This window comes from Desulfovibrio diazotrophicus, assembly GCF_902498985.2.
In the GTDB taxonomy this organism is placed as follows: domain Bacteria; phylum Desulfobacterota; class Desulfovibrionia; order Desulfovibrionales; family Desulfovibrionaceae; genus Desulfovibrio; species Desulfovibrio legallii.
The window spans coordinates 2,537,136-2,552,632 of sequence record NZ_OX346397.1; the positions used below are offsets into that span (position 1 = coordinate 2,537,136).

General features: G+C 63.6%; 9 protein-coding genes. All 9 read right to left on the reverse strand.

Annotated elements, in window-relative coordinates; translation table 11 throughout:
- Positions 1-82: 82 nt before the first annotated feature.
- The gene (locus J7I12_RS10945) at positions 83-835 is read right to left on the reverse strand and encodes a tetratricopeptide repeat protein (protein ID WP_118230614.1); all 753 of its coding nucleotides are present in this window, start codon (positions 833-835) and stop codon (positions 83-85) included.
- Between the two features lie 322 nt (positions 836-1,157).
- Positions 1,158-3,248, reverse strand: coding sequence for an HD domain-containing phosphohydrolase (locus J7I12_RS10950; RefSeq protein ID WP_288907901.1), 2,091 nt, complete (start codon positions 3,246-3,248; stop codon positions 1,158-1,160).
- A 12-nt stretch (positions 3,249-3,260) separates the two neighbouring features.
- Positions 3,261-5,261, reverse strand: coding sequence for an HlyD family type I secretion periplasmic adaptor subunit (locus J7I12_RS10955; RefSeq protein ID WP_302149015.1), 2,001 nt, complete (start codon positions 5,259-5,261; stop codon positions 3,261-3,263).
- Positions 5,261-7,543, reverse strand: coding sequence for a type I secretion system permease/ATPase (locus J7I12_RS10960; protein ID WP_270229419.1), 2,283 nt, complete (start codon positions 7,541-7,543; stop codon positions 5,261-5,263). Before J7I12_RS10960 ends, J7I12_RS10955 begins: the two co-directional genes overlap by 1 nt.
- A 656-nt stretch (positions 7,544-8,199) precedes the next feature.
- The gene (locus J7I12_RS10965) at positions 8,200-10,386 is read right to left on the reverse strand and encodes a glutamine synthetase III family protein (RefSeq protein WP_118230616.1); all 2,187 of its coding nucleotides are present in this window, start codon (positions 10,384-10,386) and stop codon (positions 8,200-8,202) included.
- A 97-nt stretch (positions 10,387-10,483) separates the two neighbouring features.
- Positions 10,484-10,822 carry a P-II family nitrogen regulator gene (locus J7I12_RS10970; protein WP_118230617.1) on the reverse strand — a complete coding sequence of 113 codons (339 nt, stop codon included), beginning with the start codon at positions 10,820-10,822 and terminating at the stop codon, positions 10,484-10,486.
- Between the two features lie 26 nt (positions 10,823-10,848).
- The gene (locus J7I12_RS10975; RefSeq protein ID WP_118230618.1) at positions 10,849-12,057 is read right to left on the reverse strand and encodes an ammonium transporter; all 1,209 of its coding nucleotides are present in this window, start codon (positions 12,055-12,057) and stop codon (positions 10,849-10,851) included.
- A gap of 803 nt (positions 12,058-12,860) precedes the next feature.
- Positions 12,861-14,480 carry a sigma-54 interaction domain-containing protein gene (locus J7I12_RS10980; protein WP_118230619.1) on the reverse strand — a complete coding sequence of 540 codons (1,620 nt, stop codon included), beginning with the start codon at positions 14,478-14,480 and terminating at the stop codon, positions 12,861-12,863.
- Between the two features lie 56 nt (positions 14,481-14,536).
- Positions 14,537-15,493, reverse strand: coding sequence for a J domain-containing protein (locus tag J7I12_RS10985; RefSeq protein ID WP_498793688.1), 957 nt, complete (start codon positions 15,491-15,493; stop codon positions 14,537-14,539).
- Positions 15,494-15,497 lie beyond the last annotated feature (4 nt).

The following is a 15,497-nucleotide window of genomic DNA, read 5'->3' on the forward strand; positions in this document are numbered from 1 at the left end:
GGTATCAGAAGTTTCTGAGCTGGACTGCCAACTTTGCAGCGAAAAAGACAGGTCTACTGGGAACTACTTCAACGGGCTGAAATCAGCTCCATTTTTCTGAAGCCTTGATTTGATCCAGCAACAGATTTGCTTCACGTTTTTTGTCTGCCTGGGCGAGATGCCGCAGCGAAGCGGCCAGCAATTCTTTCGCCTTGTCGTACTGCCGCCTTTCCATGTGGATTTTAGCCAGGTAAAAATAACAATTGGCGCGTGTTTCCCGGGGCAGAGCCTCGCTCTGCACGGCTTTGGACAAATCTTCAAAGGCCCCGTCGGGCTGGTGCGCCAGGAAGCGTGCGGCCCCGCGTCGGGCATAAAATACAGGAACGGAGGGGTCCAGGGATATGGCTTTATCCATGTCTGCCAGGGCCTTTTCCATCTGGCCCGATTCTCGGTAGGCCAAACCACGCAGGCTGTAGGCCCCGGCATTGATGGGCGTTACGGCAATGGCTTTGTCCAGGGATTTGACGGCGTTTTCATACTGCTGCGCCTGGAAGTAGAGGATGCCGAGTTTTTCGTGATAGCGGCCGTTGTCGGGAGCCAGTTCGGCGGCTTTGGCGCAATAGGTGATGGCTTCCTGCGGATTCTTCTCGGCGAGGCTGTAGAGGTAATAGGCCATGGCCTTGTATTCGTTGCTGGTATGCACGTCGTTGATGACGGCTTTGACCAGGTCTCTGGCCCTTTCGGGCTGGCCTCTTTCCAGCGCTTTTACCGCCGCATTGAGCTCGTCTATGGCATCGGCAAAACAGGGTGAAACCGGCGCAAGAAGCAAACAAAGAAGAAGGAACCCTCTGAGCATGGCATTCTCCGGTAGTGTTGCGGTAATGGGCACAAATATATAATACTATATTTATAATTGCAATATTTTTATATAAAAATAATTAATAAAATAATTTTATGCAGTTAAAGTTTTAATTGGCGTGGGTGTCCGGGGCGGCAAAACTCGGCAGAAGGGGGGATGTGTGCCTGTAAGGCCTGCGGCGCGACAGGCGGCACGGCAGCCCGTCAGGCAAACGGCCTGCCCGTTCGGGGCAGGCCGTTTGCCTTCCTGGGGAAGATTTTTGAAGGATGCGGGCGCCTGGGGTCAGGGAGCTTTTGTGCAAACGCCCTGCCCCTGACAGCTAGGCTTCCTGTCCGTTCTGGAGGCGTGTGAAAAAGGTTTTGCCTTCGTCCGTGCCAAGAATGGTCTGGAGGGCGGCGATCACCTGTGGGTCGTAGCTGGGCGGCGTGGTTTTGAGCAGCTTGAGGGCCGCGTCCACGGGCAAGGCGGTGCGGTAGGAGCGGGGACGGACCAGGGCGCAGAAGGTATTGGCCACGGCCAGGATGCGGGCGTTGGGGCAGATGTTCTCGCCCTGGAGGTGGTCGGGATAGCCGGAGCCGTCCAGGCGTTCGTGCATCTGGGTCATGGCTTCCAGCACGGGCAGGCCAAAGTCAATGCCGGCCAGGGCTTCGCGGGCGTAGTCCACGTGGCGTTCCAGCTGGGCTCGTTCGTCGGGGGTGAGGCTGCCGGACTTGGTAAGCAGCTCTTTGGGCAGCTGGATCATGCCCAGTTGGGAGAGCTTGGCGGCGGTGCGCAGGGTGGCCAGGGTTTCCGGGTCGTCGCGGCCCAGCTGGCGAGCCAGGAGGACGGCCAGCTGGGCGGTGAAGTCGGAATGTCCGCGCAGGTAGGCGTCCACGGCCTCGATGGCGCGCACAAAGGCGTTGACGGCCTGCGTGACCATAAGCTGGGCGCGTTGCTGGGCCAGGGCCAGCTCGGTCATGTCGCTGTAGACGGAAACCACGCCGGTGATGCGGCTCTGTTCGTCGCGGAAAGGCGTGCAGGAGGTCAAAAAGTAGCGGGTCTGCCCCCGGATAGGCAGGGTTTCGGTAAAGCTGGAAAGGCTTTGCGTCTGGTAGACGGCCAGGGTGTGGGTGACCAGGCTGCGGGCCAGGTCCGGACCCAGGTCGGTGTGGGCCATGCCGGGCAGCTGTTCGGCGGGCAGACCTGTCATGCGGGCAAAGCCTTGGTTGGCGTAGAAGAGGCGGCCGTTAAAGTCGTTGAGCACAATACCGGCGGAAAGGGCGGAATTGACGCCGTCCATAATCTGTTTCTGCTGGTTGACCACGCGGTAGAGGCGGCGCAGCTGGTCGGCCACGGCGCGTTCGTTGCGGCCTACCAACCACCACCAGAGGGCAGCCAGCATGATGCCTGCCAGGGCCGTGAACACCAGGGAGGCCAGCAGGGCGTTTTTACGGATATGCGCGTACTGGGCCTCCAACTCCGGAGCGGGCACGCCCTGGGCCACCAGCCAGGGCAGGCCGGGTACGGGTTCTGCCAGACAGTAGCTCTGCCGCCAGTGTTCGGGCAGGGCGTTGTCTTCGCGCATGGCCGGGGGCAGGCGGCCGTTTTCCAGCTGCCAGCCGGGCAGGTTGTGGGGGCCGGTTTGGGGGTCCAGGCGTTGCAGGCTGTTGCCGAGGGCCTGCAGGATGGCCGATTCGCCAGTACGGGAAACGGCCTTGACCACGGGCGATACGTTGGCGCTGAGCAGCAGCACGGCGGGCACGCCGACGCCGGAAGCGTCCATGTAGAGGGGGGTGAACACGGGGTAGGCCATGTCCATGACCAGCAGGCCGTCTTCACGGCGTGCGGGCAGAAAAACGGGCTGTTTGTCGCTGAAGGCTTTAAGCGCGCTCGTGCGCTGGGCCTCGTCCAATTGGGGCGGCTTGCCCGCGGACAAGAAAATTTCGCCTGCGGCATTGAGCAACGAAACCCGGAGAAAACTATTCTTTTCTTTAAAATCACGCAATTGCCGCAACGTCGCAGGCAGGCGCGGGGCCAGGGCCGCCAGGGGCGCGGCGGTATCCTGCAGGGGGGCCGTCAGGGACATGGGCTCGGCCTCCAGCGTGGCCGCCAGCTCCAGAACGGCGGCGGCGGGCTGGCCCGTGTTGGCCGCCTCTGCGGCAAACAGGCGCAGCCAGTCCTGGCCGACAAAAGTGCGGACCTGATCTGTAAGGCTGCCGGACCAGACCGTGAGCAGCGCTACTTGGTTGGCGGTCTGCACGCTGAGGCTCTGGGCCGTTTCATGCCATTGGCGCTGGCGGGCGTTGCGCAGATACCAGTTGGCGCTGACGGCAATGCAGACCACGGCCAGGGCAAACAGACCCAGCATGGCCAGACCGGCGCGGCGGTTGTGTCGGCGGGATTTCTGGTCGGGATTTTCCTGCGTGGACATGTTCCGCACCTCTCAACGTTCCCGCAAGGCGTTTTGTTTGGCCTTGAGAATGGGCTTGAGCAGATAGTCCAACACGGTTTTTTTGCCGATGAGGATATCCGCGGTCACCACCATGCCGGGGATGATGGGCAACAGCTGGTTATGGTAGGCAATGGCGTTTTTGCGGGTGCGCACCTTGACCAGATAGAAGTGGTCGCCCCTTTTGTCCTCGATGGTGTCGGCGCTGATGGATTCCAGCTTGCCTTCCAGGCCGCCGTAGATGGAAAAATCGTAGGCGGAAACCTTGACCATCACTTCCTGACCGGGCCGCAGAAAGGCCACGTCCTGCGGCCTGACGCGGGCTTCCACCAGCAGTGTGTCGTCCAGGGGCACCAGGTCCATGATGGGTTCGCCCGGCTTGACCACGCCGCCTACGGTGGTGATGTAGATCTGTTTGACCGTGCTGCGCACCGGGGCGCGCAGTTCGGTGCGGGTCACTCTGTCGCGCCCGGCGGAAAGACTTTCACGCAGGGAGTTGAGATCCTGACGGCGCTTGTTTATTTCGTCCGTAACGGCGGCGGCCTGTTCGGCCCGGCGGGAGGCGATGCGCTGTTTGGATTCTTCCGCTGCGGCCTGGGCTTTGGGGAGGCTGGCGGCCAGGGCGTCGATCTGCCCCTGCAGCTCCACCACGCGCTGCTGCAGGCCCAGGTATTCCATTTTGGAAAAGTTGTGGCGCTGCACCAGGGCATAGGCCGTGTCGCGCTGTTCCATCGCCAGGGCCAGGCTGCGGTCCAGTTGCAGCTTGCGGGCGCTCTGCTCCTCCACGTCGTGGGTGCGCTGCACATATTGGGAGCCCAGCACTTCAATTTCCGCGTGGAGCTGATCCTGCCGGCTGTGCCAGGCATTGGTCTGGTCGCGCACAATCTGCCGGGCGCGGGCCAGCACGTCGCCGTCCACCTGACGCCCCACCAGCTGGGCGGCCCAGGCGTCCAGATCTTCGGGAAAGGCGGGTTCCTGGTCTTTGAGCTCGGCTTCCAGGCGCAAAATGGCCAGGCTGTTTTCCATGGCCTTATTCACGGCGTCACGGTAGGCGCTTTCGGCCATTTCATTGTCCAGCTGGGCCAGCACCTCGCCTTTTTCCACAATCTGTCCTTCGTGCACCAGCACCGCGCGCAAAATGCCGCCTTCCAGGTTCTGGATGGTCTGAGTGCGCTGAGAACCCACCACCGAACCTTCGGCGTGGGTCACCTCGTCCACATTGGCAAAAGCCGCCCAGAGCAGCAGGCAGAACAGCATGCCCGCCACGCACACGGAAAGGGCGCGGGCCCCGAAGCGCGGACGGCGGGCCAGGGCGGCGTCCACTTCATTGGCAAACTGGATGTCGTCGGGGGTAAGCCCGCGCAGGGGCGCGTCCATGGCCGCAAACAGGCCGGGATTGGGCTGCGGCGGCAGGGGGGGCGCGCCTGCAGGTCCGGCGGCCGCCGCAGGGTTCTGGCCGTGCCCGGCAATCTGGGCCACGGTTTCGGCCAGGCTCTGGCGCAGAGTTTTATCGGGTTTTTGTTCCTGGTCGCCGCCCAGCAGGAGTTCCCGGAAAAAGGCTTTGGCCCCCTGGGCTTCGGGAGAGGGTTCCTGCGGCGTGACCGGGTTTTCGGGCAGGCCTGGCCCCAGCAGAGAGAGGGGCAAGCCGCCGTCCGGCCGGGGCGCTGCAGGCTGGCCTTCGCTTGGGGGCGGGGCGCCGGGCATGGCGGGCAGGGGGCCGGCCTCTGCGCCAGGGGGCTGCGGCAGAAAGGGCAGGCCAAGTTCGCCCCAGGGGCAGGCCTCGCCTTCGCGCAGGGGTACGCGAAAGGCGTCGGGCGCGGGGCCGCTTTGCAGGGGTGGGGGCATTGTGGGGCCGGGGGCGGGCCTTTCGTGCGCGGGGGCTTCCTGCGGGCGCGGGGCGGCCTCGGCAAGGCCTGCGGGCCGGGCGCGCGCGTCGGCGGGGTTGACGTCTGCAGGGCTCATGCCTGTGGTGTTGGCGTCTGCGGGCGGGCGCATCAGGCGTGCTCCGCCGCGGCTTGCTGTGCGCGGTTGACGGTGGCCACGGTCTGCCGGGAGCGTTCGCGCAGGCGCTGGAGCACCTTGTCGCGCGGGCCATCCAGTTTGATTTGTCCGTCTTCCATGACAATAAGCCTGTCCACAATGCGCAGCATGGAGAGGCGGTGCGTGATGAGCACCACGGTGCGGCCGCCCATGGCGGCCTGAAGACGTTTTTGCAGCAGAAGTTCGGAATCCGTGTCCATATTGCTGGTGGGTTCGTCCAGGATGAGCACTTCGGGATCGCGCACCAAGGCGCGAGCCAGGGCCACGGCCTGGCGCTGTCCGCCGGAAAGGGCCCTGCCCTGTTCGCCCACCTGTGCGGCAAACCCGGCGGGATTGTTGCGCAAAAAGTCCGCCACGCCGGCCAGGGCCGCGGCGCGCAGCACCAGATGGTCGTTGATGGTGGGGTCGCCCAGGGCGATATTGTCGCGGATGCTGCCGTAAAAGAGCACCACGTCCTGAGGCAGCACGCCCACGCGGCCACGCAGGTCGGCCCCGGGGATCTGGCGGATGTCCACATCGCCGAACTTCACCGCGCCCTCCTTGGGCTGGTAGAGGCCGATGAGCAGCTTGCCCAGGGTGCTTTTGCCCGACCCCATGGGGCCGATGACGCCCACATGCTCACCCGGCTCGATGCGCAAAGAAATATTGTTGAGGGCCTGGCGTTCCTGGTGGGGGTAGGCGAAGGAGACGTTTTCCATGCTGAAAGAAGGCCGCAGCATGCCGAAATCCATGCAGGTTTTTTCCGCCTGGTTTTCCGAGGGCAGGGTCATGAGCAGGTCCAGGGCCTTGAGGGCCACATGGGAGTTCTGGAGCCGCGTGAGCAGGGAGGCCATCTGCAGCAGGGGGGCCATGCTGCGGCCCACCAGGATGTTGACGCCGATGAGCGCGCCCATGGTCATCTGCCCGTCGGCGATGCGGTAGACGCCCCAGACGATGCAGGCCACGGTGACCACCTGGGTAACCAGCATGGAAAGGGTGACGGCCAAGTTGTTGTATTTGCGGGCCTCGCTGCTGGATTTGGCCGAAAGCCCCACCACCGATTCCCAGAGTTTTTGCATCCGGCTTTCGGCCATGCAGGCCTTGAGGGTTTCCAGGCCGCCGACGATTTCCACCAGCAGGGCGTTTTTCTGCATGTTCTGGCGGTAACCGGCTTCGGCGCTGCGGCGCGAGCGGTGCTGCAGGGTGAGCCCCAGACCGATGAGGATGGGCATGGCCCCCAGGGGCAGGAAAACCAGGGGCCCGCCGATGAAGGCGATGAGCAGAAGAAAGATGACCAGAAAGGGCAGGTCGATGCAGGCCAGCAGACTGGATGAGCTGAAAAATTCACGCAGTTGTTCAAATTCGCGCAGGTTATTGACCAGCGCGCCCGTGGATTCGGGCTTGGCGTCCAGCCGCATGGAAAGGACTTTTTCCACCAGCGCGCTGGAGAGCACAATATCCGCATTGCGGCCAGCCACGTCCACAAAATGGGTGCGCAGGGCCGAGAGCAGAAAGTTGAAAAGGTAGACGATGAAGATGCCTATGGCCAGAACCCAGAGGGTTTCCATGGCGTTGTTGGGCACCACCCGGTCATAGACGTTCATGACAAACAGGGGGCTGCCCACGGCAATGAGGTTGATGACCACGCTGGCCAGGGCCACATGGCGGTAAATGGGCGCGTAATAGCGCAGCACGTCCCAAAACCAGCGCTTGCCGTGCGAGATGCTCAGGCGGTCGGCCCGGTGGTCGGGCGCGGCCTCTACGGCGGCGAACAGGGCGTAGCCGGAATACTCTTCGCGCAGGGCCTCCAGGGGCACCACCTGGCTGGTTTCGCCCGTTTCGGGAAAGATGACCTCGGCCATCTCGCCGTCCAGGGCCGTAAGCACGCAGGAGCGGTCGTTGGTGAGCAGGAGGATGCAGGGCAGAACCAGGCCGGGGATGTTTTCCAATTGCGGGCGGTAGGCGATGCGGCCTGAAAGCCCCACCTTGCGCGCGGCCCGCAGGCAGGCCTGCGGCGTGACCCGGCTGCCCGTGAGCCCGGCCATGAGGGACTGGGGCGAAACCACCCGACCCCGCAGGCGCAGTACAATAGCCAGGCTGCGCAGCAGGCCGGGCATGAAGTCCACGTCTGAAGGACGCAACGGCCCCATGCCCGTTGCGGGGCCGCCTTGCGGCGCACGTTGCCCCTGGTCGGCGGGGGGCGGCCCAGTATCCGGGCGCGCGGCGTGGGGGGGAGCCGTGGCGGTGTTGCGCGACATTTCAGCCCCTGAAGCGGCAGTCTTGTCCATGAAGAAGCCCTGGAGGTTGTGCCGGAACGACCGGCGCGGGCAAGGAAAAGAGTAACTATTGTGCTTGCTGGCGTATAAAAAAGCCGCCCAGGCGGCGCGGCGTTTTGCCCCAAAGTTCTTGGTCTATAACGTAGTTGGCCCGGCCGTGCAAGTTTTACCCTGCGAGGCGGCCACACAAGAGCAAAAGGATACTCCAGAACTGCGGGTTTGCCAAGCCGCCGACGCCGTCCGGCGTGGCCTGCACAGTGTGGTGGGCGCTGCCGCAAGCCGTAAGTTCGTTGGAGCGCAAAAAAAGCGGGGAGCCGCCAGACTCCCCGCTTTGACGGCCACCGGCCGACGCCGTCCGTTGCGGCGAACGGCGCGGCCCGTGGCTCCCCGCGGACTATGCCGCGGGGGCTGGAGGCCAGGGACCATCTTCCCCCCCGGGATGAGACCACCGACCCCCAACAGTGTCCGGCGCGATGCGCCGAGATTATCGGTCTAGGGCATTTCAACTTTGAAATGCCCGGCGGTTGCATAAGCAGCCGCCCGCCGTGGAGGCGCAAGCGCAATTTATTTGCGCGGTTAAGCGCCGGAACGAGCGTGCCGTAACCTTTGAGAATACATAGTCTCAAAGGTTAGCTGCTCTAGTGCGCCCAGAGCAGTTCCGCGTACTTGGGCAGCTGCCAGAGTTCGTCGTCCACCAGACGTTCCAGGGCGTCGGCGTGCTCGCGGCAGGCCTTCATGGCCGGCAGCACCGTGTCGCGGGCGGCCGTAGCCTGCTCCAGAGCGCCCTGGGCTTCCTGGGCAACGGCAACGGCTTTTTCCAGGGCGGCCACGCCTTGCTGCAGGGCCACGATATGGCCGCGCAGTTCGGTAAAGGCGGCCTCTTCGCTGTCCGCCCCGGCTTCGCCCAGCACGGCGCGGGCCTTGAGCACAGCTTCGGCGGCCCGGGTCTGGGCCGTAAGGCTGGGCGGCAGCACCGAGGTACGCAGCATGTCGGCCATAAGGTGGCCTTCGATGCATACGGCCTTGCTATAGTTTTCCAGCAGGATTTCCTGCCGGGAGAGGATCTCGCGTTCCGTGAGGATGCCGTGGCGCAGGAAGACGTTCATGACCTCCGGGTCGGTGTAGTGGGCCAGGGCGTCCACGGTATTGTGGTAGTTGGGCAGGCCGCGGCGGGCCGCTTCTTCCGGCCAGGCGGCGGCGTAGCCGTTGCCGTTGAAGACAATGGGCATGTGCTCCTTGAACAGGCGGGGCAGGAGCTGCTGCAGGGCGCTGTTCAGGTCCGCGCCGCCGGCCACGGAGGCTTCCAGTTCGGTGGCGATGTCGTCCAGGGCGCAGGCCGCGGCGGCATTGAGGGCGATGTTCACCGGAGCCACGGACTGGGAAGAGCCCACGGCGCGGAATTCAAACTTGTTGCCGGTAAAGGCGAAGGGGCTGGTGCGGTTGCGGTCCGAGAGGTCCACGGGCAGGGGCGGCAGGGTGGAGACGCCCACTTCCATGAAGCCGCTCTTTTTGCTGGCCGCGCTTTTGCCGTTGACGATGCCGTCCAGCACATCGGTGAGCTGCTCGCCCAGGTAGACGGAAAGGATGGCCGGCGGGGCCTCGTTGGCGCCCAGGCGGTGGTCGTTGCCCGCGCCCACGGTGCCCAGCCGCAGGGCCACGCTGTGTTTGTGCACGGCGCGCAGCACGGCGGCCAGAAAGACCAGGAACTGGGCGTTGTCCTGCGGGGTGCTGCCGGGGTTGAGCAGGTTGACGCCGTCAGAATCGCTGATGGACCAGTTGTTGTGCTTGCCGCTGCCGTTGACGCCGTCAAAGGGCTTTTCGTGCAGCAGGCAGACAAAGCCGTGTTTGGCCGCCATGTGGCGCATCATGTTCATGGTGAGCATGTTGTGGTCGCAGGCGATGTTGGCTTCTTCAAACACGGGGGCAATTTCAAACTGGCCGGGGGCCACTTCGTTGTGGCGGGTCTTGGCCGGGATGCCCAGGGCCCAGAGCTCGTTTTCCACATCCTGCATAAAGCTCATGACGCGGCCGGGAATGGCCCCGAAGTAGTGGTCTTCCATCTCCTGCCCCTTGGGCGAGGGCGCGCCCAGAAGGGTGCGGCCGGCCAGGAGCAGGTCGGGGCGCAGTACGGCCAGGTTTTTGTCCACCAGAAAGTATTCCTGCTCGGGGCCCACATTGGGACGCACATAGCTGGCCGTATGGTTGCCGAACAGGCGCAGAATGCGCAGGGCCTGGCGGGAGAGGGCGGCAATGGAGCGCAGCAAGGGGATTTTGCGGTCCAGGGCTTCGCCGGAATAGGAGTAGAAGTAGGTGGGGATGTGCAGGGTGGCCCCGTAGGAGGCGGGAATGATGAACACCGGCACGGAGGGGTCCCAGGCGGTGTAGCCGCGCGCTTCAAAAGTGGAGCGCAGCCCGCCGGAAGGGAAGGAAGAGGCGTCCGGTTCACCACTGATGAGCATTTTGCCGGAAAATTCGCTGATGACCTGGCCGTCGGCGGCGGGAGACAGGAAGGCGTCGTGTTTTTCGGCGGTGAGGCCGGTCATGGGGTGGAACCAGTGCGTGTAATGGGTAGCGCCCATTTCAATGGCCCAGTCTTTCATGGCATTGGCCACCACGTCGGCGATTTCCGGGTTCAGGCGTTCGCCGTCGCGGATGGTCTTGGCCAGCTTGCGGTACACGTCCTTGGGCAGACGCTTGCGCATGGTGCTCAGGCCGAACACGTGGCAGCCGAAAAGCTCATCCGTTTTCTGCGTCTTTTTTTCGCAAGGCGTCACGGGCGCGGTGTTTATCGCCTTGAACATGGCCTTTTTCCGGGGGGAACTCATATCCTGTCTCCTTAGCGTTAAAAATCCTGCAAAAAGCGCCTGGCGGGGGGGCGGTTGGCCCGCCCCGCGCGCTTGCCGTTAAGATATTGTCGAATGCCTACAGGGCCTCGTCGCCGCGTTCGCCGGTGCGGATGCGGATGGCGTCCTGCACATCGCTGATAAAGATTTTGCCGTCGCCCACCTGTCCGGTGCGGGCCATGGAAACTACAGCATTAAGCACGTTTTCCACCATGGCGTCGGGCAGGACCACTTCCAGCCTGGTCTTGGGCAGGCAGTCCACCTGCATCGTGGTGCCCCGGTACACTTCCGTGTGCCCGCGCTGTCGGCCAAAACCTTTTATTTCCACATAGTTGAGGCCGTGAATGCCCATTTCGGAAAGCACGTTTTTGACTTTGTCAAACATGCTGGGCCTGATGATGATTTCCATCTTTTTCATGGCTGATTCCTTTCCCTGGAGGGGGGTTACAGGGAGTACCCGCGTTCGTTGTGTTCGCCCAGATCCAGGCCGGTGAATTCTTCTTCGGGGGCCACGCGCAGACCCACTGTGGCGTTGACCACGAAGAGGATGATGCGGGTCATGATGTAGACGAACACCCAGGTGCCCACTATGGACACGAGCTGAATCCAAACCTGCTTGGGGTTGCCGTAGAAGAGGCCGTCGGCGCCATTGACGGCGGCGCAGGCGAAGAGGCCGGTGGCCAGCGCGCCCCAGGTGCCGCCGAGACCGTGGATGCCCACCACGTCGAGGGCGTCGTCATAGCCGAACTTGTTCTTCAGCAGCACGCCGCCGTAACACACGATGCCGCCCACAAAGCCGATGAGCATAGCCGGGAGAATTTCCACAAAGCCCGCACCGGGGGTAATGGCTACCAGGCCCGCCAGCGCGCCGGAGATGGCGCCCAGGCTGGTGGGCTTGCCCGTGCGCACCCATTCCACCAGCATCCAGCCCAGCACGCCGCAGGCGGAGGCCATGTGCGTGGTGACCAGGGCGTGGGCGGACAGGGGGCCAGAAACCAGGGCGCTGCCGGCGTTAAAGCCGAACCAGCCGAACCAGAGCAGGCCGCCGCCCAGCAGGGTCAGGGGCAGGTTGTTGGGCGTGGCCGGTTCAGCGCCGTTGGAGAGCCGCGGCCCAAGGGCCTGGGCGCAGGCCAGGGCAGCCGCGCCGGAAGCCATGTGCACCACCGCGCCGCCGGCAAAGTCCAGGGCGCCCATCTGGCCCATCCAGCCGCCGCCCCAGACCCAGTGGGCCATGGGAGCGTAAGCGAAAATAAGCCACAGGCCGGAAAAGAGCATCATGGCCGAAAAACGGATGCGTTCAGCATACGCGCCGGAGATGAGGGCTACGGTCAGCGCCGCGAACATGCACTGAAAGGCCATGAACAGGGTGTGGGGCAGCTGGGCCGCTGCGGGGGCCGATTCGCCGCCCACGCCCTTGAGGAACAGATAGGAGAGATCGCCGATGACGCCGCCCACGTCTGGTCCGAAGGCCAGCGTGTAGCCGATGAAGGCCCAGAGCACGGAAACCAGCGCCAATGCGCCGTAGCTGTGCATGTGCGTGGAAAGAATGTTGCGTGAGCGGACCAGGCCGCCGTAAAACAGGGCCAGGGCCGGGGTCATGAGCATGACCATGCAGGCGCAGATAAGAATAAATGCAGTATCCGAGGCGTTCATACGGACATCCTTCTGAGGTGTTTTGCGGGGGGGAATGGCTTTGCTGTCGCAATCCGCCGCCGCACCCGGTTCAAAACCTGTTCCTTTACGGGGCTGGCGCCTGTCCCGGACCGGGCTTCCTGCCGCGGTCTTGGAAGGAATAGCACGCACTGTGCCAAAGCCTGATGCAGGGGCGGCAATATACATATAATTTATTTATTTAACTGTGTATTTTAAAAAAATGCGGGAAACGGACAGGAAGGTTGTCCGGGGTGGGCGCAGGTATTTTTCTACATTTATGTTGAAAAATAAAGAAGCCCCTGGGGTCGGAAAAAGACCTTCGGGGCTGCTTTTCAGAAAAAGTAAAAAATTTATAATGTTAACGGAAAAAACAACAATTATACAAAACTGTCGTTTTTATGTGAGGACTTTCGCCGTTTTTGTGACATGTTTATATAACATGCATAAAAATAAGATAATTTTTTCTATCATAAATTTAAGATGGCCCAGCGAAAAAACTACCTTTATGTCGATATCTTGAAACTAGCGCTGTTCTGCAGCGTCCTCCCCTTACGGCGTTGGCGATAGCAGCCGCTGGCCGCTGCAGGGCAGGCAGGCGCACGTCCGCACGCTTGCCGCCGCCGGGTTTTGCGGCGTCGGAGCCGTTTGGGAGCAGGCAGGGCGCGTGCGCCCGAGCCGCTAGAGCAGTTAGCGAATGAAATGAGCTAACTGCCCTGCAAGGATTTTCTTGAAAATCCTTGCCACGAAATGCGAGAAGGCAGGCTTTTGCCTGCCGTAAGCGAGCATTTCAAGTGTTAAATGCTCTATTCGGCGGCGGTCCGTGTCCCGCCGGTTTTGCGGGGCCGGAATGCCTTGTAGGTGATTCCGTATTTTTTCATGCGCAGAGCCATAATGCGTTCCGTCAGGCCCAGGCTGGCGGCGGCCCGCCCCATCTGCCCCTGGCTGCACTCCAGGGCTTCCACAATGGAGGCCCGTTCCAGCTCGTTGAGCTGGTCCTGCAGACTGCCGGAAAACACCGGCCTGGCCGCGCCCGGCAGCTTGCCGCCCGGCGCGCCGTGCTCGCCGTGCAGGGCCGGGGGCAAATGCTGCGGCAGAATAAGGCCCTCACGGCCCAACAGCAGCACCGCACGTTCCATGACGTTTTCCAGCTCGCGGATATTGCCGGGCCATGCGTACCGCTGGAGCATGTCCATAACCGCCAGCGAGAGCCGCACGTTGTCGCGGCCGTTGGCGTGGCCGTATTTTTTGATAAAGTGGTTGGCCAGGGGCAAAATGTCTTCCGGCCGCTGGCGCAGGGGCGGCAGATTGATGGGGAAGACGTTGAGCCGGTAGAACAGGTCGCGGCGAAAGGTTTCCTCCGCCACCATGCGCTCCAGGTCGCGGTTGGTGGCCGTGATGAAGCGCACGTCCACATAGTGGGTTTCCATGCCGCCCAGGCGTTCAAAGGCCCGCTCCTGCAGCACGCGCAGCAGCTTGGCCTGGGTCATGAGAGAAAGTTCGCCCACTTCGTCCAGAAACAGCGTGCCGCTGTTGGCCAGCTCAAACCGGCCTTTGCGCGTAGCGTTGGCCCCGGTAAAGGCCCCACGCTCGTGGCCGAACAGCTCGCTTTCAATGAGGTTTTCCGGAAGGGCCGCGCAGTTGAGCGAAATAAAGGGTTTGTTGGCCCGCGTGCTGGCCGTGTGGATGGCCCGGGCGGCCAGCTCTTTGCCCGTGCCCGATTCCCCCTGCAGAAAAACCGTGGTGGCCGAAGGGGCCACTTGGGCGATCTGGGCGTAGACCATCTGCATGCCTTCGGAATTACCCACAAAACCGCGCGGCCGCAGGGCCGGAACCTGCTCTTCGTCCATCCTGCCCTGCGTTTCCAGGGCCGCGTGCCCCAGCAAGGTGGACACAATGGTCAGGAGGCGCATTTCGTCTTCCAGGGTGGCTTCGTCCACCAGCAGGTGATCTACAGAAAGGGCGCCCACCACCTGATCGTTGAGCCGGATGGGCACGCAGATGAAGGAAATGCCCTCCTTGCCCAAATCGCGCGAACGGGTGCGGTTGAGAAACAGGGGCTCTTCCGAAACATTGGAAATGTACATGGGCCGCCCGGTTTCGATGACCCGGCCCGTAATGCCCTCGCCGCGCACATAGCGGCCGCGTCGGGCCTCGGCGGGTTTGAGCCCGTAGGCGGCCTCAATGCGGATTTCGCCCGTATTGGGCGAGATGAGGGTAATGGCCCCGCGCATCATGTGCAGGTGCTCGGCCATGAGCTGCAAGGCTTTGTCCAGGGCCAGGGCCACGTCTGTGGCCGCATTCATGGTTTCGGAAAGCTCCAGCAGCAATCTGAGCTGCTCTTCACGGTGGTCGTTGCGGCGGCGGTCGCCGGTGTGGTCGGAAGAAAGGGCAGCCCGGCGGGGGGAGGTGTGGCTGGTCGACATGGCGCTCTGGGGGCCCGCCGCCCGTGACGTTGGGCGCGGCAGGGGGCGGGCGAGGGTTAGGCGTTGTGCAGGGTCAGGTACAAGTCGCCCTGCCAGGGGCCCACGCGTTTGCCCAGACCGCGCAGGCGCACGGGCTTGCCCACGGCAAAGTCCGGCGGCAGAGTGATTTCAACGGTTTGCAGTTCTCCGGAAAAAGCCTGGCGGATCTGCAGACGGATCCGTTTGCCCGGGGCCAGATGGGCGGCGGGCAGGGTCAGGCTTTGTTCTTCGTCGATCTGGCGGCGCAGCCAGCCTTTGACCAGACCTGTGACGCCGCCCGCGGCGGCGTCTGCGGGCGGCCGCCCCAGCAGGTTGGCCCGGTGCAGCCTGGTGGCCTTTGCAGCGGAGCGGGGTTCGGGCCGGGCCGCGCGGGGGGCGGGCTCCGCGTCCGGTTGGGGCGGCGGTGCAGTCTGCTGGCGGTTCAGTTCGCTGTAAATATCTTCAAACACACGGCGGGCAAAGGGATCGTTGAGCAGGTCGCGCAGCACGTCGTGCTCCGCATAGGCCGCGCGTCCGGCCGCGCTCTGGCGGTCCGTACTTTGTGTGGGGCCCTGCGTGGCGTCTTGGGCAGGGTCGGCCGTGCCCTGCGCTTCATGCGCGTCGCCAGGCTGTGCCGCGTCCTGCGCCGTGGCGCGCCCCGCCGCGTCCGGACCGGCGGCCTTGCGGGCGTCGGCCGCAGCCCCCTGGGCGCGTTCATTCCGGGCCTTTGCCGCCGTGGCCCCGCCGTCGGTTTCGTCGTCCGTCCCGGCCGCGTCGGGCTTGGTTTGCAGCACGGCAGAAAGGGCCACGTAGGCCTCGTTGAGCAGTTGGAAGCGGCGTCCGGCGTCGGGCTGGCCGGGGTGCAGGTCCGGGTGCAGTTCAAAAGCCCGCCGCCGGTAGGCCCGCTTAAGCGCGGCCAGGTCCGCCCCTTGCTCCAGGCGCAGGATGGCGTAACATTCCTTGAGGCTCGGTTGGCGGGGGGTACTGCGTCGCATGGCG